Source organism: Blautia sp. MSJ-36 (assembly GCF_018917985.1).
GTDB lineage: Bacteria > Bacillota > Clostridia > Lachnospirales > Lachnospiraceae > Blautia_A.
In genome coordinates this window covers 23,396-43,742 of record NZ_JAHLPQ010000003.1, presented here as the reverse complement: position 1 = coordinate 43,742, position 20,347 = coordinate 23,396, and the positions used below count along the sequence as shown (strand labels likewise).

Annotated in this window: 15 protein-coding genes; 1 reads left to right on the top strand and 14 read right to left on the bottom strand. The window is 44.4% G+C overall.

All coding sequences use genetic code 11. From position 1 onward, the window contains the following. From KQI39_RS03535 to KQI39_RS03485, 11 genes are all read right to left on the bottom strand, one after another. A complete protein-coding gene (locus KQI39_RS03535) occupies positions 1–1,821 on the bottom strand; it encodes a thiamine pyrophosphate-binding protein (RefSeq protein ID WP_253293054.1) in 1,821 nt (606 codons plus the stop codon). After that, positions 1,814–2,971, bottom strand: a complete 1,158-nt coding sequence (locus KQI39_RS03530; protein ID WP_216416570.1) for a LicD family protein — start codon at positions 2,969–2,971, stop codon at positions 1,814–1,816. Before KQI39_RS03530 ends, KQI39_RS03535 begins: the two co-directional genes overlap by 8 nt. A gap of 34 nt (positions 2,972–3,005) precedes the next feature. After that, complete coding sequence (locus tag KQI39_RS03525; RefSeq protein ID WP_216416566.1) at positions 3,006–5,285, bottom strand: LicD family protein; 2,280 nt, start codon at positions 5,283–5,285, stop codon at positions 3,006–3,008. 3 nt (positions 5,286–5,288) lie between these two features. Then, a complete protein-coding gene (locus KQI39_RS03520; protein WP_173762059.1) occupies positions 5,289–6,590 on the bottom strand; it encodes an adenylyltransferase/cytidyltransferase family protein in 1,302 nt (433 codons plus the stop codon). Next, complete coding sequence (locus KQI39_RS03515; RefSeq protein WP_216416563.1) at positions 6,590–7,942, bottom strand: acyltransferase family protein; 1,353 nt, start codon at positions 7,940–7,942, stop codon at positions 6,590–6,592. Before KQI39_RS03515 ends, KQI39_RS03520 begins: the two co-directional genes overlap by 1 nt. A gap of 174 nt (positions 7,943–8,116) precedes the next feature. Next, complete coding sequence (locus tag KQI39_RS03510; RefSeq protein ID WP_216416560.1) at positions 8,117–8,860, bottom strand: glycosyltransferase family 2 protein; 744 nt, start codon at positions 8,858–8,860, stop codon at positions 8,117–8,119. 81 nt (positions 8,861–8,941) lie between these two features. Then, positions 8,942–10,315: a sugar transferase gene (locus KQI39_RS03505; protein WP_216416546.1), complete on the bottom strand. Its 1,374-nt coding sequence runs from the start codon at positions 10,313–10,315 to the stop codon at positions 8,942–8,944. A gap of 211 nt (positions 10,316–10,526) precedes the next feature. Next, entirely contained in the window at positions 10,527–11,888 is a 1,362-nt protein-coding gene (locus KQI39_RS03500) for an ABC transporter substrate-binding protein (RefSeq protein WP_148445455.1), read from the bottom strand. 65 nt (positions 11,889–11,953) lie between these two features. Further along, on the bottom strand, positions 11,954–12,871 hold the full coding sequence (locus KQI39_RS03495; protein WP_173762055.1) for a carbohydrate ABC transporter permease: 918 nt from the start codon (positions 12,869–12,871) through the stop codon (positions 11,954–11,956). Beyond that, positions 12,871–13,734, bottom strand: coding sequence for a carbohydrate ABC transporter permease (locus KQI39_RS03490; protein WP_174095968.1), 864 nt, complete (start codon positions 13,732–13,734; stop codon positions 12,871–12,873). Before KQI39_RS03490 ends, KQI39_RS03495 begins: the two co-directional genes overlap by 1 nt. A gap of 2 nt (positions 13,735–13,736) precedes the next feature. Then, entirely contained in the window at positions 13,737–14,882 is a 1,146-nt protein-coding gene (locus KQI39_RS03485) for an ABC transporter ATP-binding protein (RefSeq protein WP_148445461.1), read from the bottom strand. A 532-nt stretch (positions 14,883–15,414) separates the two neighbouring features. On the opposite strand from KQI39_RS03485, the gene KQI39_RS03480 reads away from it, so the two are divergent. Continuing rightward, on the top strand, positions 15,415–16,008 hold the full coding sequence (locus KQI39_RS03480) for a 50S ribosomal protein L25 (RefSeq protein WP_216416543.1): 594 nt from the start codon (positions 15,415–15,417) through the stop codon (positions 16,006–16,008). A gap of 172 nt (positions 16,009–16,180) precedes the next feature. Here the strand turns inward: KQI39_RS03480 and KQI39_RS03475 are convergent, their stop codons facing one another. From KQI39_RS03475 to fusA, 3 genes are all read right to left on the bottom strand, one after another. Continuing rightward, complete coding sequence (locus KQI39_RS03475; RefSeq protein ID WP_253293053.1) at positions 16,181–16,699, bottom strand: MATE family efflux transporter; 519 nt, start codon at positions 16,697–16,699, stop codon at positions 16,181–16,183. Between the two features lie 192 nt (positions 16,700–16,891). Beyond that, entirely contained in the window at positions 16,892–18,085 is a 1,194-nt protein-coding gene (gene tuf / locus KQI39_RS03470) for an elongation factor Tu (RefSeq protein ID WP_216416540.1), read from the bottom strand. Positions 18,086–18,210: 125 nt separating this feature from the next. Further along, on the bottom strand, positions 18,211–20,334 hold the full coding sequence (gene fusA / locus KQI39_RS03465) for an elongation factor G (RefSeq protein WP_256442543.1): 2,124 nt from the start codon (positions 20,332–20,334) through the stop codon (positions 18,211–18,213). Between the last annotated feature and the right edge of the window lie 13 nt (positions 20,335–20,347).

Sequence of the window (20,347 nt, the reverse complement as noted above, 5' to 3'; positions counted from 1 at the left end):
TTATAACTCCATCAGTTCATCAAATATCGGTTTCGGTATATAAGGCTGCTGATTATGGATCGGCTCACCCAGACAGGTCTTCGGGTATGCGTAGGTGCCGTTTTCCAACATGATCTCCAGAAGCTCCGGTCCATCCTGTTCCAGAAACTCACCTGCATATTTTTCCACATCTTCTCCCTGGATGCGCTTTGAGGAAATTCCATAAGCCTGTGCCACATCGAAAAAATCACAGGATGAAAATCCGCTGCCATCAGAAGTGTCCGCATACACACAGTCAAAATAATCTCTCTGGAGATGGCGGATCATTCCCAGCGCCTCATTGTTCATTACGATCATTTTTACCGGGATATTCTCACGTTTCACCCACTGCAGTTCCTGAATATTCATCTGGAAGGCCCCGTCTCCGCAGATACATGCCACCGGTTTCCCTGTAGCATAATAAGCGCCGATCGCTGCCGGAAGTGCATATCCCATGGCGCCATGTCCGCCGGAAAAAAGTGTCTTCTGGCCCTGCTGGTTGTGGAAAGACTGGTAGCTCCAGACCATATGCTGTCCCACATCCACAGCAACAGCTTCTGTATCGGATAGCTGATCACTTAAGTATGCGATCATACGGTTCGGATAACGCTGTGGTGTCGCATCGTCCACCTGCTCCAGCTCTTTTCGGATTTTCTGACAGATGGCAAGCCATTCCTCATAAAAACCAATCTGCGCCTGCTGCTTTGTCAGTTTACGCACCACATCCTCTGCACTGACGCAAAAACATTTCTCCCCTTTTCTTCCCTCATGGATTTCTCTCTGAAGGTTATAAGGGTCAATATCCACCCGGATAATCTCCGCTCCTTTGGCAAATTCATGAACTTTCGTTCCGATCTGACGGGTACAGAGAGAAATTCCAAAACAAAGCAGAAGGTCGCTTTTTGCGTTGGCAATCATATTTGCATAACGATGTCCATAGGCACCGCCGATGCATCCGAAATTCAGCGGATCCCGAAAGCCCAGAGCGGACCGGGCAAGTACGCTTGTGATCACAGGAATGTGATGGGCCCGTGCGAGATCTGTGAGCATTTTTTCCGTTTCTCCATCTGCTCCGTGGCCAATCATGAATACCGGACGTTTCGCCTCTTTCATCTTCGTCAGGATATATTCTGCGGCTTCCCCTGCGTCAGAAGAATCCGCCTTTGCAACGGCATCCCTGTAAAAAGCAGCTCCATTTTCCGGATCATTTTTGCCATAGACGGCTGCTTCGATCTCTTCCTCGGAAAACTTCATATCATAAACCGGATCTTCTACCTCACCTCTCTGTACATTCATGGGCAGGTCAATAAGAACCGGGCCTTTTCGTCCTGTGTTGGCAATTTGCCATGCCAGGTTCAGTTCCCGGACGATGTTTTTTGGATCACGGACCTGTACGGCATACTTGGTTACCGGCTTCGCCATGGAAACCATATCAATTTCCTGAAATCCCTGCTGACGAAGGCCTGCAATACCGGAATACTCGTAGGTATTGAGCTGTCCGGTAATAAAGATCACCGGAAGTGAATCAAAATAAGCATCTGCCACACCGGAGAGCAGATTGGCAGCTCCCGGGCCGCTTGTAGCATAGGCGCAGCCGCAGGCATCCTTCGCCTGAGCATAGCCGCAGGCCGCAAAAGCAGCTCCCTGCTCGTTATAACTGGAATGACTTCTGGCATCCGGATTCTTCTCGATGGAATTTACCAGATGTGCAATCATGGTTCCCTGATATCCAAAAAAATCATGAATTCCTTTTTTTTCAAGAAAATCTACAACATAATCTGTAAGCTTCATCTTATTAGACATATTCTTTTACCTTCTCAAGAAGCGGTGTCCTTCCTGTTTTCTCCAGATAATTCATATATATATCCAGTATTTCCGGATCCGCTTCAAATATTTCATCATACTTCAGACATTTATTCATCATTCCTGTATATTCCGAAAAAACGTTTTCCAGCTGAACGTAATCCTGGTTCTTATACAGGTTGCGGATATATCCTGTTTTCTTCCTGTATGCTCTTGCACAGGTATATTTTATTCCGCAGAACTTCGCGTATGTCCAGCACTGGTTAAAGTACTGTTTATAGTTCATTCCGTATTTTCTGCGGGCCTCTCGCCTTTTTCTTTCAGCGGCAAGTTTTTTTGCCTCTCCGCCGTACTGCTGCATAAATTCTTCACAGGGAATCAGTGCGCTGCATATGGTCGTAGGTGCTGGACGATAATTTTCCGGCGCCTTATCTGCGTAATTTTTTCCAAAGGCAATGGTGAGATATTTATCGGTATCTCCCGGAACAAAAAAGCGTTCTCCCTCAAGTTCCACTTCCTGTGGGTTCTCAAAAATATATGCAGGATAATAAATATTCTGGTTTTGGAAACGGATTACATAAGTCTGAACGTTTTCCTGGGGCTGGTGAATCAGATCCCGGAAAATACTTTTTGCCAGCCAGCCTCTTCCACAGAGGGAAAGGAAACGCACCATCCAGATACATGCAAAATCTCTTTTGGTTTTCCACTGACTGTTTTTTCCGCGGATTTTTTTCCATCCATCTTCCCGCATCCGGTTCCACATGTACTTTTTCTTCGGGCCGTACTCACATTGCAGCGGTACAATTTTTACCGCCATTCCGGGATATTGGTATCTTCCGTAGTTATCCATGGTGTAATACAGAGTATCCTTATCTGTATACCGGAGAAAGAATCCCGGGAAGCGTTTATTATTATCCATAGATTCCAGTGCTCTTCTTAATTCCGGTTCTTCCTCAAATGCATTCTTGAACCTCTCCATATCGCCGGTTTTCATGTATACATTCCCGGCTGTGGGATTCTGCGGAAAAGGTCTTCCGGTTACCGCGCAGAGGGTAAAGTACGGAGATAGAAAATATGTGATTTTATTTTTTCTGCATATGGTATCTATTTCTTTAAGAAGTTCCAGTATTTTCTGCTGTTCTCTGTTCAATACACTCTGCCTCATTTCTGTTGATTTTTCATAATTATACGATCTTTTTCAGAAGCTTTTGGATCTCTTCCTGGCTTCCATATTTGTCCAGCCAGACACTTAAAAATTCCGAGGCATCTGCTTTCTTTGCAAAAAATGCCGCTCTTCTGCTTCCCTTATAAAGATCTTCCAGGAAAATTCTGGAAAGCTCTGTTTTGAGATACGGGTGCTGCATATTTTCCAGGGCCCTAAAATAATTTTCAAATGCTTCCTTTGTCTGTCCCTGTTTTCTGCGGATATCTCCGAGAAGTTTGTAAGTTTCTCCCTGCCACTGTTTATGGAACAGAAAGCTCCGTACTTCTTCTGCCAGATATTCCATCTCGCTTTCATCGTCTGTACAGATCAGTCTGGTATGGTAAGCTGCCAGAACTTCTGGATATCCAAATCTCTGCCATGCCTGGGTAAGCGCTTCCCTGTAAAGCATCTCTTCTGAAAGAGCCTCTTTTTCTATCTTATCAGAAATGCCTATTTTCAGGTAAAGTTCATTTACCAGTTCTTCCAGTTCTAACTTTGTCCGGACAGCGGATACCTTTGCCAGATAAAGTGCTCCGTCAATTTTCTCATCTTCCGGCATCAGTTTTTTCCAGAGTTCCATCATGGAAAGGGCCTCGTCTTTCTGATGGCTGTCCAGAAGTTTTCTGCATTCTTTTATTGCGGATATTTTTTTGTCTTTAAAGAACTTATCCAGTTCCAGATGTACCATTCCGTTGTTTGTACATTCCCTTGCACGGGCATAACCGGATAACGCTTCTCTCCAGAGTCCTTTTTTCCAGAAAAGATCTCCCTGATATTTCATAAAATATCCGTCCTGTGGAAAGAGCTTTCTGCAGGATGCCAGGAATTTTTCCGCTTCAGAAGTATTCCCGGACTCTTCCATGCGTGCCATGATAAATCTGCACTTAAATTTCACAAATCCCGGAGCATCCGGATATTTTTTCAGAAGATCATCGACAATTGTTTCCGCTTCTTTCATCTCACGGAATTCATAATGAGTGGCTGCTTTTCGGAACAGGCGGATGTCTTCTACGGTCTGTTCCATTTCCGGAGTAAGGTGATCCAGTTTTCTACGAACCTCATACATCCTCCATGCCTTGCCGACCCGTTCCGTATAAATCAGTGTCAGCATGGCTGCCTGGAAAACAGCGTCTTCCACAGGAACCAGAGTCGGATGATAAAACGGCTGGATTCCCTTGTAATCTTCACGTCCGATAAATTCCACACTGAGCTGTGTGCGGTAATAACTGTCAAAAATCTCATTCAGCACATCGTATCGTTTTTCCAGAAGCAGTGTTTCCAGGGATTTCTCCGATCTCAGGAGCCTTGCTTCCAGATCTTTTGCAATTACACCTGCACGGATGCGGTTTCGTTTCTTATCCAGTTTATGGTCACCTTTTGCCATCAGAAGGCAGTAAAATTTCCGGAAAGTCATCTGCCTGCGGATTCGGTTTTTGTCGATTCTTGGCATATACTCATCCCGGATCTCCTGATAAGAAGCACCCGGAACATAAATAGACTCATGGGATTCTCTTTCCCCATGAGGCGGTATATAAGACCATTCATCTCCGTAATGCCAGATCAGGTAATCGCTTGTCCTGTGGGGAATCATTACTTTTTCCCCTTCAAAATTCATATATTTCACAGGAAACATCATATCTTTGTCAAAAAGAAACGGGCAGCCACCCCAGCGCATGGCGTAGCGGCTGCACTCCTCTTCTTTATAAGAAAACATGATTTTTTCCAGTTTTTTGAGGGTTCTGTCTTTTCCAAAAAATTTATAGCGGAACAGCCAGTAAAGATACTGAAAAGCAGGAATTTCCCATCTTGCACCCACAACCATGCTGATATTAAGAAGATCTGTGTAGATCATCATATGGGTTCTGTACTTCTCATACTCTCTGTCATCATCCGGAATGGGATCAAGAGTAAGGACATCTATGATCTCTCCGGCCTTATCGTCTCCGATAATCTGATGCTTATGGATCGCACAGCTGTCCGTACCTCCATATCTCGGAAATCCGTTGGTGTAAGTTCTGTCTACATCTGAGCAATAGAGCGCTCTGTTCTGTGGTATTTCTGTTTTGCAGATTTCCACAAATTTATCCCAGTCGCTCTTTGGCATGTAGATATCCACATCATCATCCCACGGAATAAATCCTTCATTTCGAAGGACACCGATCAGGGTTCCCCCGGCCATTACATATCTAAGATTGTGTTTTTTGCAGATTGCGTCAACCTCTCGGAAGAGCTGCAAAAGAAGCTCCTGTTTTTCTGTCATCTGTTAACCTCTTTGATCAATCGTTTTCAAAAGTTCAGCCAGTGTTTCGGATTCTTCATAGAAAAACCTCGTACATTCCGTACGTCTGTCACGGATCATAATCATCAGTTCCTGAAGCAGATACCGAAGGCCGTTTCCCTCAAAGTTAAAGCTGTAGCGCTTCAGGAATTCCTGTCCTTCTACCTTCGCCTCAAAATACCCGGTATTCCACCAGTCATTGGGAACTGTAATCCGGCCTTTGCTTCCTATGATCACAAGTTCATTTTCCACATCTACCGTTGTTCCGATCTCTATGGTTGCCAGTGCCCTGGGATACTTTACCGTAATCATGTCGTAGATAAATTCTCCGTCACTGCCTTTTACCGCATTGGTGTTGACTTCCAGGTAGTCTTTTCCAAGAAGTTTGATACATGCACAGAGCGCCTGGCTCACTGTCTCATTGAAGTTTTTTCCACCTTCAAAATCATCCTGGGAAACCGCACACTTCACAGCTACCACATCTCCCACCAGTGCACCGTGGGTAAGCCATACAAGCTGTGTAAAAGCGCGCAAATAAACAAGGGTAAGCTTCTCCACAAGCACTACCCTGTGTTCCTTGGCCAGCGCAAACAGTTCTTCCATTTCTTCCGGGTTCAATGTCATTGGTGTGTCACTGATTACATATTTCCCCCGTTCCAGCGCCCGCCTTATATAGTCCGCTCTGTTCTTCTGGGCGGACTTGATATAAATAATATCCAGCCCGCCCAGAAAACGTTCATAATCTGTACCGTAAGAATCCAGCTCATATCTGTCACAGAATTCTCTTGCAACAAAGATATCTTCGGAATAAACACTCTCCACATGGAGCCCGCTTACAAACTTGGATTCCATAACCATTCCGTTGTCTTCCGTATCATCTGTCACAATTCCAACACTGAAAATCGTCCCCTCACTTCTGAGTTTGGTGCTGGAAATATTCTTGGTACGCTCCAGATAGACAACCTGACAGTAATTTTTGAGGTAATCAAATTTCCCTCTCCAGTCAGATCCTACTACCAGGAGATCAATGTTATATTTGGTAATATCGCTGAGCTTCTGTCCCTGGTACTCCTCTACGATAATCTCGTCAGCAAAGCCTGTCTTCCTTACATTTTCGATTCGTTTCAGAAGGCTGTCCTGAACATTCAGCTTGCCCCTTTCTATATCGTAACTCTCACTGGTAACTCCTACAATGAGATAATCCCCCAGTTCCCTTGCTCTTTTCAAAATATTGTAATGTCCCTGGTGGAACAGATCAAAGGTACCGTAAGTAATGACTCTTTTCATTATTCGTCCTGCTCTTTCTGTTCTTCCTTTTCCATCAGCGCTTCCATCTCTTCCTGAGGCTCAATTGCGTTCAGGAGTTCATCCAATGCCTGTAATTCCTCAAACTCCTGTGTTTCTTCTATCTCTTCTTCCTGCAGTTCTTCTTCCTCTTCCAGATCTTCTTCTGAAAAAAATTCTTCTTTTTTATCTGGAACCGTATTACCCGAAGCCTTTTCTTTGACTTTTTCGGTATGCTCTTTCTCAAGAGTAGCCGCCAGTTCTTCGATTGCTTTTTTTCTCTTCAGCATAGTCTCATAGCGGTCATCTTCATCGTACTCCTCTTCCAGTCCTTCATCCTGAACCTGCTTTTCTCTCTTAAACACAAGCAGTGTGAGAAGATTCAGCACACCGTTATAAATAAAGGAAACCGGCGTACTTCCCAGAATCAGTACAAAAATCCAGGAAACTCCGAACAGCACCCACACATTCAACATCTGCGGAATACTGAGCAGTAAAAGTCCGTTGAGCACAATCATGATCGGATAATGGAAAAAATAAATTCCCATGGTGTTTCTTCCGATGAAAGTAATCGGAAGTTTCACATCCGGCATCAGCGCCAGGAATGTAAGTACCAGCACAAACGATACCAGATACATCAGAAGACGGATCAGCATTCCTGTGATATCATCCATTCCGGATAACTGATACGTATGATTTCCTCTGAAAATATCGATCGGAATTTTATTTGCAATCATAAAATTCGGAATTGCATATAAAAGCAGTCCCGAAATCGGGATCAGAACCCATTTTCCCTTAAATTTACGGACTACCTTGGTATAATCACTTTTCCACAGATAGCCTGCCACAAAAAACGGAAAAAATACAACAATCCTTGAAGAGGAAAGATAAGTTGTAAATTCCGGTCTTGTTCCTGCCCACAGTGCAAAAACGATACTTAACGGCACAATAAAACGTACCTTACCCAGTGCTTCTATGGTAAGTCTGTAGATAAACAGTGCCAGCACATACCACATGACGGTACCAGATGGACGAAGCAGTTCATAATCCATCCGTTTACCGATCCAAATCGTTGCATACCAGGTCAGACTGTATCCAAGAATATAAGGAATCAGCAGATTTTTCACATTTTTCAGTACATCCTGCGGTTTCTTGGAAAGATAGCCGGACATAAAAACAAACGCAGGCATATGAAAAATGGTAATTGCATACCACACATAACGCACTACTATGTCTGCCTTAACCAGCTGAAACGCAATCAGATGATTAAATACAACAAGAAAAATCAGCAATACCTTAATGTTATCAACCAGATAGGAATACGGGACTCCCTGGCTTTCAGTTCTCTGTCTCATTTGTTTCCACCTTATTCATACGGATATTCGCAATCCGCTTTGCTACTTGCTCATAGCCAAACAGCCTGCAGTACAGGTTATTTGGCTAAAATATGAATAAATTATAACATATATTTATGAATCTGGAAATAAAAACTTAATATTTCCCAGTATTATTATCTGTTTCCAGTATTTTCATCGATATTTCCAGACTCCGTGAACTGCATAGGAAACAAAGAAAAACAGGCTTTTTACAGGACCGTATCCCACATACCGGTAAACCTGATATGTCATAGCCGCAGACTTCAGTTTGTTTCTGGACTTGCCACCTTCGCTGAGCCGGTATTTCAGATATGGCTTATTGATTCCTGCCGCAAATCCCCCTCTTTTCAGGATTCTCAGCCAGGTAATATAGTCTTCATGGCTGTCATCATGCTCCATAGGAAACGCAAGGGCATCTTCCCGCCTGAGAAGCACTGAAGAACAGTTAATACTGTTGTGTTTCAAAAGATCATGGTAGGTAATGCGTTCTTTTACCGGAATGTATTTCCCTGTGGTATGTCCGTCCGGCTGCATCAGCTCTCTTCCTGTGGAGCAGATGTCACAGCCGGTAAGTTCCATTGTTTCCACCTGTGCTTCCAGCTTGCCTTCTTCCCACCAGTCATCCGCATCCAGAAAGGCAATGTATTTTCCTTTTGAGGCCTTTACTCCCCAGTTTCTGGAACGGGCAGCTCCCATATTTTCTTTGTTTCGGATATAACGGATATTTCCGCTGTCCATGTATTTCATCACGGTTAATTCTGTTTTGTCTGTGGAACAGTCATCAATAACCAGAAGTTCTGTTGGAACCTTCTGCGCCAGCACGGACTCGATTGCTTTTCCAATATATTTCTCACCGTTATAAACCGGCATGATCACGGAAACCAGTGGTTTTTCCATAAAAACAACCTCCCTTTTCTTTATTTACAAAATGCGCGCCAGAACCAGCCTGACACGCACTTTTTGATTTCGTATTATTTCCTATTTATCCTGTGAATCTTTCAGGGCATTCTTCTGATCGTCATCCACACCCTCGGATACTTCTTTCTGGAAAAAGATCTTCACAGTCATAAACAGAAGCTTGATGTCCAGAAGGAATGAATAATTCTCAATATAGAACAGATCCAGTTTCAGCTTGTCGTACGGTGTAGTGTTATATTTGCCGTAGACCTGTGCATAACCGGTCAGTCCTGCTTTTACCTTAAGACGGTAATGGAATTCCGGGATCTCCTGCTCGTATTCCTGCATAATCACGTCTCGTTCCGGACGGGGGCCTACCAGAGACATATCTCCCGCAAATACATTAAACAGCTGCGGAAGCTCATCCAGATGCAGGTTACGGAGAACATGTCCCACCGGTGTGATTCGGGAGTCATGCTTGGATGCAAGACGTGCTCCGTTCTTCTCGGAATCCACGCACATGCTCCGGAATTTCCGGATACGGAACTCTTTTCCCTTATAAGTGAGACGATCCTGAAGATAAAACACCGGGCCGCCATCATAAGCCTTCACCGAAATGGCAATGATCAGCATGATCGGGGAAGATACAATAATTCCAAGGCCGGAAACAACAATATCCAGAAGTCTCTTCGCTGCGCGCTGCTCCATGGAAAGTCCCTGGTTCCTGCACATTAGAAGCGGGGTATCAAACAGGTGGATCCTGTCCGTTCCCAGCAGAATGATATCAGAAATCTTCGGACTCATATAACAGCGGATGGAATGAGAGAAACAGTATTTCAGATACTTGTTTCGAATCTGGGACGGAAGATCCCAGATGATCACGCCTTCATAGTCTTCCATCATGGCGTGAATCTTCTCTTCTCCTTCGCGGATGTGTACCTTGCCGCTGATATCGTATTTATCCTTTCGGGTGTTCATCTTGTGGATGACATCTCCGGGATCACGGTCGCCGTAGATCACCAGAAGCCTTCTGGCTCCGTACAGTCTGGAATAAATAAAGCGACTTCCCCAGATCCAGAGGATGGTTACTACAATCTGAACCAACGTCATTTCTATGATCGGACCGGCTGCAAGGAACCAGCGGTTGATCAGGGTGATCTGAAAATACGTTACAACATTGGTACAGATGCTGGCCAGTGTCAGCGAATAAAACACATCGATTCTTTTCAGATAGCCTACCTTCAGTCCTCCGTAAAGCTTGGCAAACATCAGATAAATCAGTGCATAGATCAGGATCAGCACCCAGTTACCTTTTCTCCAGAATGGTTTCAGGATCAGGCCACTGTAAAAATCGTACCACACATAAGCAAAGATCGCCGTCTGTGCAATAATGATCAGGCTTGCCAGACAAAACACCACAAATCTTTTATAATCTTCTCTTTTACTTCTGTTCACAGATTTTTCTCCCTTCCTTAGGAGTTGTTATTAACCATATCATTATAGCCAATATATACTCTTACGTCCAGAGATTCCTCTTATTTTTATTCTGATATTTTCCTGTCACACCGTTTTTCTCTGTAAATATGGCAAAAATCCCCGGAATTTTTCCAGGGATTTTTAGCTGTTTCTGTTTATTTTTCTTTTTCAATTTTCGCGCTTTTTACGATTATTCGTTCACCAGATTATACTCTTCGATGGATTTGTTGATGGAATCTGCCATGTTTTTCACAGCTGTATCCACATCTTCTTTTCCATTGAGCATGCTCTCGATCTCGGATTCCACAGTAGCTCTTGCCTCCGGGAATACGCTTAACAGAGCACCTACATAGTCTGCAGAAGAATCGTGGAGCTGGTCGATAGCTGTCTGGAACTGCGGATATTTTGCAACGTTATCCTTAAATACCTGCTCGTCCTGAGCTTTTACTGTTACAGGGAAGTATCCGGTCTGTGCGTTCCAGTAAGCCTGGGATTCCGGAGAAATGAGGAATTTTACGAATTCCCATGTTGCACGGAGTTTTTTCGGATCGTTGTTGTTCAGTGCCCAGAGAGATGCACCACCGATGGAAACACCACCCTCATCGCTGGATTTGATCTTCGGGAAGTATGCGGTACCAACCTCAAATTTTCCGTTTACATCCTGAAGGATCTGTTTCAGGGAAGCTGTGGAACCAAGTGTAATAGCTGCTTTTCCTGCGGAGAAATCTGCAAGTCCTGCATCGCCGCCTTTTCCTACGATTGGTGCGAAACCTTTGTCGTTAAGGTCTTTCCATGCTGTAAGGATGTTCTTTGCAGCGCCGTTCTCATCGAAAGCTACGGCTGTTGCAGCATCTTTACGTCCGTTTCCATTGTCCGCATACTCAAGGCCCTGTTTTCCAATAAACTGCTCGAAGAACCATCCGTAGATTCCAAGAGACATTACCTCACCTGCGCCGCCTTTGTCCAGAAGATCCTGTCCGATCTCACCGATTCCTTCCAAGCTGTCCGGAACTTCTGTGATGCCTGCTTTGTCAAACATATCCTTATTATAATACATGATCGGTGTGGATGAGTTAAATGGCATGGAGTACAGCTCATTGTCGATGGTGTAGTAAGCTGCCAGGTTTGGCTCGATCTCAGATACGTCGTAATTGTCTGCATCGATCATCTGCTGCATGGGAACAATCCAGCCGGAATCGATCATGAATCTTGTTCCAATCTCATATACCTGTACAAGATCCGCACCCATGTTTCCAATCTGTGCACTTTTCAGTTTGTTCAGGGAGTCATCGTACTCGCCCTGATACTGAGCGTCTACAGTAATTCCATATTCATTCTCATCGTTGAATTTTTTTACCAGTGTATCAATTGCCTCGCCATTGACACCACCCATGGAATGCCAGAAAGTAATGGTTGTTCCGTCTACGTCGGAAGCGTCTGCCATCTCCACGTTTTCATCTGTGCTGGCATCTGCGGCGAATACAGTTACTCCGGAGAGTGAACCGATGGTCATTGCTGCGGTAAGGAAAGCTGCGATGATTTTTTTCTTCATAACTTTTTTCTCCTCTTGAAAAATTTTCTCTTTTTTCTTTCTAATATATAAGATGAACTCCGGGATCAGCCTTTGACTGCTCCTGAGAACATTCCACGGATCAGCTGTTTCTGTCCAATGATAAAGATGGAAATAGACGGAATGATGATCATGACTACACCTGCAATCATCAGAGTGATGGACTGGGAATCTACGCTGTCCAGCATACTGATACCGATCTGAACGGTTCGCATATTGTTGGAACCGGTTACCAGAAGCGGCCACATGTACATGTTCCATGCATTGATGAAAGTGTACACTGCCATGGCTCCGATGGCGGATTTTGTCAGCGGAAGCAGGATCTTTACGATAAATTTCAGGTTGCTGCAGCCGTCAAGTTTTGCTGATTCATACAGTGAGATCGGGAAAGTCATGTAAAACTGACGAAACAGGAAAATTCCCATTGCGGATGTAAGGTAAGGCACGATCAGTACCTGGTAAGTATCCAGCATTCCCCAGCTTGATACGGTCAGGTAGTTGGAAATGATCGTTGCCTCTCCTGGAACCATCATGGTTGCCATCACGACCATGAAGAGAATACCTTTTCCTTTGAATTCCAGGAAAGAAAACGCAAAAGCAGCAAGAGAACAGGTAATGATCTGTCCGATGGTAATGCATCCCGCCATAATAAAGGAATTCAAAATAAAACGGAGAAGCGGAACGGTGCGGAATGCATTGATAAAGTTGGAAAAGGTCGGATTTTTGGGAAAGAGATTTAACTCTGTAGTAAACAGTTCATTAGAAGGCATCAGCGCAATACTGATGGCGTAAAGCAGCGGAAGCAGAATCAGAACCGCAAACACCACATTGGCAGCCACACAAAGGGCGGTTCTTGCTCTTCTCTTTGTGAGTGCTTTTGCATTCATGGCTTCTTTCAGCTTCAGAAGTTCTTCTTTTGACAGATTTCCCACAGCGGGAACTGCCACATTTTCCATCTGACTCATCAGTAATTTACTCCCTTCTTTTCAATACGGAACATGATCAGTGTGATGATCATGATGATTATAAACAGGATCACAGACTGGGCTGCCGCACTTCCGAACCGGTAGTTGAAAAATGCGTCCCTGTAAATGGAATAGACGATTACGTTGGTAGACTCATTTGGTCCGCCTTCTGTCAGGATCTTGATCTGGCCGAAAGACTGAAAGGCCTGAATGATATTTACTACCAGTGTGTAAAACATGATCGGGGAAAGTCCCGGAAGTGTCAGGCTGAAAAACTGCTGCACACTGCTGGCTCCGTCTACAGAAGCTCTCTCATAAATGGTCTCGTCAATGTTTCCAAGTCCTGCAGAAAAATACAGGAAGTTGATTCCGCTGTTCAGCCATGCTGTGAGAACTGCCACACAGATCAGTGCGGTGTTCGGATCGTTCAGCCAGTTGATGTCCAGACCAAGAAGCTTATTTACAATACCAACTGCCGGATGAAGCATGATCTGGAAGATCATTGCCGCGGAGCTGGATGCGATAGCCATTGGCAACGCATAGGAAGTACTGAACACCCGGATTCCCGGAAATGCTTTGTTACAGAGCACTGCGGCAATCAGGCCAAGAAGCATGCCACCGACCACCACGATCAGAACGAAGATCAGGGTTACTTTCAGGCTGTTGATAAAGGATGCGGACTGAATCAGTTCTTTATAGTTGTCCAGGCCAACGTACAGTTTTGCCTGGCCCATTTTGTTTGTTTTGTACAAACTTAAATAGATTGTTTTTACAAACGGATAAAACAGGAAAACTCCAAAAATCAGCATACAGGGTACCAGATATAAGTACGGTGTGATCTTACTTTTGCTGTTATTTCCCATGATTATTTCTCCTCCCTGTAAAAAAGATTTTCTTCGGTTTCCGGATCAAATACATGGGCTTTATCCATGTCAAAATATAAGGAAACGTTTTCGCCCACCTGAGTCTGGTTCTCCGGATTCAGACGGACTGCCAGGGTTTTGCCCTGCTCATCAAAATAAAGAATTACTTCCGCTCCCAGCATTTCCCGGTTTACTACCGGCTCATCTACATCCACGCTGTCCTTTTCGATCCCAAGTTTTTTCGCTTCATCAAGTTCGTAGATATCTTCCGGACGGATTCCCAGAACCACGTGTCTGCCGTTGTATTTGTCTGCGATCTGTTTTCCCCTGGTACCATCCAGATAAACTTTTTTTACAGTTTTTGCGTCATCCAGAAGAAGGGCTGTGCGGTTGTTTTCTTCTGCTTTTACGGTACACTGGAAAAAGTTCATGGATGGGGAACCAAGAAAACCTGCCACAAAGAGGTTTACCGGATTGTCGTAAATGCTCTGCGGCGCTCCTACCTGCTGGATCAGGCCGTCTTTCATGACCACGATCTTAGTCCCAAGAGTCATGGCTTCTGTCTGGTCGTGTGTTACGTAAATAATGGTGGTATCCAGCTGTTTATGTAATTTCACAAGCTCCACACGCATCTGTGCACGAAGTTTTGCATCCAGGTTGGAAAGCGGCTCATCCATCAGGAAGGCTTTCGGCTTCCGGATAATAGCACTTCCGATGGCAACTCGCTGTTTCTGTCCACCGGAAAGAGCTGCCGGTTTCCGGTCAAGAAGCTGCTCGATCTCCAGGATCTTTGCCACCTCGTGGACTTTTTTATCAATCTCGTCTTTTGGCATTTTGCGGATCTTCAGGGCATAGGCCATATTTCCGTAAACTGTCATGTTTGGATATAAAGCATAATTCTGGAATACCATGGACATTCCTCTCTCCTTTGGTTCCAGATAATTGGAAAGTTCTCCGTCGATCCACAGCTCACCGTCTGTGATTTCCTCCAGGCCTGCAATGATACGCAGGGTTGTGGATTTTCCGCATCCGGACGGACCTACGAAGATTACAAATTCTTTATCATGTATATCAAGATTAAAATCCTTTACACCGTAATGTTCCGAATCAAATTGCTTACATACATTTCTAAGTGCAATTTCTGACATCACTTATCTCCTTTCTCTCCTCGCTCGCATGGTTCTTAGTATAGAAGTTTTCCGGATATTCAGATATCGTAGTTACGCTAAGTGATTGTGAAGTATGTGTTAAATTATTTCGGAAATTATATGCAATTCCGTTAAATTCTTTCTCCTGAGTAAAATTTCCGCCTTATCTTTCCATTCCTGAACCAGGCAAACAACTCAGATTTTGCATTCACTACTCATCTCTGCCCAAAATAAATGGCAACTTTGGAGCTTTCATTGCCGCTTAATTTGTGCAATTTTTCATGTTGTTTTAATTTTTTCTGTAAAATCTCAAATCTCAGCTATGTTTTTGTCTAATTTTACTCTTGAAGTTTCGTATATACGTCAAACAATACAAAATATTTCTCTTAAATTTTCTAACTTTTTGTTAGCCACTTCGCCCGAGAAGTGCTATAATAATCCCAGTCAGAAAAGAAATGCAGAATTCGTGTTACTGCGAACAGCGCGAACAGCAACATTACCGGAATCCATGCATCAGGAGGAGGAATTTGACATGATCACATTGAAAGCAGAGAAAAGAAACCCGAATGTAAAGGCTAAAAAATTAAGACGTGAGGGTTACGTCACAGGAATTCTTAGTGGAAAAGAAATGAAAGAGCCAGTAGCACTTCAGTTCAATGGTGCCGAGGCCGCAAAATTTATTAAAGCAAATAAAGAAGGAACTCAGATTTATCTGGACATCGAAGGCGAAAAAGTAGATGCCCTGGTAAAGAATATCGATTATAATCCAATTGAGAAACAGCTGATGGCTCTGGACTTCCAGGCACTGGTTGCCGGTGAAAAAGTATCCACAACCGTAGCTGTCAAACTGGAGCATACAGAACTGGTTCAGGGTATTGTTGAACAGGAGATGGAGGAAATCCACTATAAAGCAGATCCAGCCAACCTGCTGGATACCATCGTCATCGACTTCGACGGCTACCCTGCAGATGTCCGTGACATCCATGTAAAAGACCTCCCGATTCCGGAAGGCAAACAGGTACACTTCATCACACCTGAGGATGCCGTTGTTGTTCACATCGGTGAGTACGCAGCCGCTCCGGAGGAAGACGAAGAGGCTGAAGACGCTGAGGCTGAAGCGAAATAAAAATCCACTACATGAAAATGCCCCGGAGCATGATTGCTCCGGGGCGTTTTTTTATATTTGCATATAACGTACTATCGTGTTAAATCTTTCACCCATTTATACTTACGGAAATGATGCAGCACCCATGGAAGTTTTCCTACTTCATCAATGCAGGTACATGCATAGATCACCACTACAGGCCAGTGGAAATAATAGGTTCCCACTGCGGCAAGGGGAATTGCCAGACACAAGCCGTTGCTGAACTGATCGCCGCAGTTGTTTTTGCATGCTCACTGGTTTTCATAATTACAAGATAACACTGGGAAATTCCTGTCAGCAGATAAGAAAATCCTGCAATTCGAAGATATCTCACACCGTAATCGATCAGCACATCTTCGTTTATAAAAATCAGCATCAGATATTTTCCACCAAACACGCACGCTGCAAAAAATACCACGGACACCAGCCCACAAAGACGAACCGCCATACAAAAAATCTCATCCAGCGTCTTAATATCACCTTTTCCCAAGTACTGCGCTCCAAGAATTCCAAGGCTCGCCGTCGCTGCCGCCAGAAACATATTCTGGATAAACTGGATCTGCGTTGCCAGAGAAACCGCCGACATATAATTCTGATCCATTCCCCCAAGCATAAACGCGTCCGCCACCGCCACCAGCGCCAGCATCAGATTCTGCAGAACAATGGGAATCATCAAATTCCATAGTTTGTGATAAAATATACTTTTTTCTTTGTTTACTTTCCTTCTCCATTCGTTTTTTCCATATTTTATCATACTTTAAGCAACAGAAAAACCCCGGAAACCTTACGGTTCCGGGGCATCTTACGCTTGGACACATGTACCTTGCGGTACTCAATATATATAATTTAAGATGTTATGCTATAATTACTCGATAACTGTAGCAACACGTCCTGATCCTACAGTACGTCCACCCTCGCGGATAGCGAATGTAAGACCCTGGCTCATAGCGATCGGATGAATCAGCTCGATTGTCATCTCGATGTTATCTCCAGGCATGCACATCTCTGTTCCCTCTGGAAGGTTACAAACACCTGTTACGTCTGTTGTTCTGAAGTAGAACTGCGGACGATAGTTGTTGAAGAATGGTGTATGACGGCCACCCTCGTCTTTAGTCAGAACGTAAACCTGAGCTGTGAATTTTGTATGGCATGTAAGTGTTCCTGGTTTAGCAAGAACCTGTCCACGCTCGATCTCGTTTCTCTGAACACCACGAAGAAGTGCTCCGATGTTATCACCAGCCTGAGCCTCATCAAGAAGTTTACGGAACATCTCGATACCAGTTACAACAACTTTACGAGTCTCCTCTTTGATACCAACGATCTCAACCTCATCAGATACGTGAAGAACACCAGCCTCAACTCTACCAGTTGCAACTGTACCACGTCCTGTGATGGAGAATACGTCCTCTACAGGCATTACGAACGGTTTATCTGTGTCACGCTGTGGGTCTGGAATGTAGCTGTCAACAGCATCCATAAGCTCCATGATCTTGTCGCCCCACTCGCTGCTCGGATCCTCAAGTGCTTTAAGAGCAGAACCCTGGATAACCGGAATGTCATCTCCTGGGAAGTCATACTCGGAAAGAAGCTCACGGATCTCCATCTCTACGAGCTCAAGAAGCTCCTCATCGTCTACCATATCACATTTGTTCATGAATACAACGATGTAAGGAACACCTACCTGACGGGAAAGAAGGATATGCTCTTTAGTCTGAGCCATAACACCATCTGTAGCAGCAACAACAAGGATAGCACCATCCATCTGAGCTGCACCTGTGATCATGTTCTTAACGTAGTCAGCATGTCCTGGGCAGTCAACGTGTGCATAGTGTCTATGCTCTGTCTCATACTCAACGTGTGCTGTAGAAATTGTGATACCACGCTCTCTTTCCTCTGGAGCTTTATCGATGTTAGCGAAATCTGTAGCTGTGTTTCCTGCTACTCTCTCAGACAGAACTTTTGTGATAGCTGCTGTTAAAGTTGTTTTACCATGGTCAACGTGTCCGATGGTACCAATGTTACAATGCGGTTTTGTTCTCTCAAACTTAGCCTTTGCCATTTTAAAATGTCCTCCTTAAAAAACTTGACTCTATAATTAGAGCATTTTTTCAGATTTAAACTTGCTAACCTTGATTATATTGCAAACCAAGGTTATTTGCAAGCATTTTATTTATTTATAGTGGATCAGTCTTTCTTAGAAAGAATCTTCTCCTGTACAGACTTCGGAACCTGCTCATATTTCTCAAAGAACATAGAGTAGTTACCACGTCCCTGTGTTCTGGAACGAAGGTCTGTAGCATATCCGAACATCTCGGAAAGCGGAACATATCCACGGATCATCTTACCGCCACCGATATCTTCCATACCCTCGATACGTCCACGACGGGAGTTGATATCACCGATAACGTCACCCATGTAATCCTCTGGTGTAGTAACTTCGACCTTCATGATTGGCTCAAGAAGAACCGGAGCTGCTTTCTGCATAGCATCCTTGAATGCAAGAGAACCTGCAATGTGGAATGCCATCTCAGAAGAATCGACTTCATGGTAAGAACCATCGTATACATTCGCATGTACACCAACTACCGGGAATCCTCCGAGGATACCAGCTTTCATAGCTTCCTCGATACCTTCGCCAACTGCCGGGATGTATTCCTTCGGAATAGCACCACCAACAACTGTGGACTCGAACTTGTACAGTTCTTCTCCGTTGGCATCCATAGGCTCGAATTTAACTTTACAGTGACCATACTGTCCACGACCACCAGACTGTTTAGCATACTTGCTGTCTACATCAACAGGTTTGGTGATTGTCTCTTTATAAGCAACCTGAGGTGCACCAACGTTAGCCTCAACCTTGAACTCACGAAGAAGACGGTCAACGATGATATCAAGGTGAAGCTCACCCATACCAGCGATGATGGTCTGTCCTGTTTCCTGATCTGTATGAGCACGGAATGTCGGGTCCTCCTCAGCAAGCTTAGCAAGTGCCTCACCAAGTTTGCCCTGTCCAGCTTTTGTCTTAGGCTCGATAGCGAGCTCGATAACTGGCTCTGGGAACTCCATGGACTCAAGGATTACCGGATGCTGCTCGTCACAGATTGTATCACCTGTTGTAGTGAATTTGAATCCGATTGCTGCAGCGATATCACCAGAGTAAACCTTATCCAGCTCCATACGTTTGTTAGCGTGCATCTGAAGGATACGTCCAACACGCTCTTTTTTATCTTTTGTGGCATTCAGTACATAAGAACCGGAGTTCATTGTTCCTGAATAAACACGGAAATAAGCAAGTTTTCCTACGAATGGGTCAGTCATAATCTTGAATGCAAGAGCGGAGAACGGCTCATCATCAGATGAATGTCTCTCAACTTCGTTGCCGTCAAGGTCAACACCCTTGATAGCCGGGATATCTGTAGGAGCCGGCATGTACTCAAGGATTGCATCCAGAAGTTTCTGAACACCTTTGTTTCTGTAAGCGGAACCGCAGCAAACCGGTACTGCTGTACACTCACAGGTAGCTTTTCTGAGGACAGCTTTCAGTCTGTCTACAGAAGGCTCATCTCCCTCAAGATACTCCATCATGAGGTCATCATCCAGCTCGCAGATCTTCTCGATCAGCTCTGTATGATAAAGCTCTGCATCTTCCTGCATATCCTCCGGGATATCAGTAATGGAGATGTCATCACCCTTCTCATCATTGTAGATGTATGCTTTCATCTCGAAAAGATCGATGATTCCTTTGAAGTCATCCTCTTTTCCGATTGGAAGCTGAAGGCAGATAGCGTTTTTACCAAGACGAGTCTTGATCTGCTCTACTGCACCGTAGAAGTTTGCACCAAGGATATCCATCTTGTTGATGAATGCCATACGAGGTACATTGTAGGTATCAGCCTGACGCCATACGTTCTCTGACTGCGGCTCAACACCACCCTTAGCACAGAAAACGCCAACAGCACCATCAAGTACACGAAGAGAACGCTCAACCTCAACAGTGAAGTCTACGTGTCCTGGTGTATCAATGATGTTGATACGATGCTCAAGAGCACCTGGCTTTGGCTTGCAGTTCTCCTCAAGAGTCCAGTGACATGTTGTAGCAGCGGATGTGATTGTGATACCACGCTCCTGCTCCTGCTCCATCCAGTCCATTGTCGCTGTACCTTCATGAGTATCACCGATCTTGTAGTTAACTCCTGTATAATAAAGAATACGCTCTGTAAGAGTTGTTTTACCAGCATCGATATGCGCCATGATACCGATATTTCTGGTTCTCTCTAATGGATATTCTCTTCCTTCTTTTCCAGCCAATGAATTTTCCTCC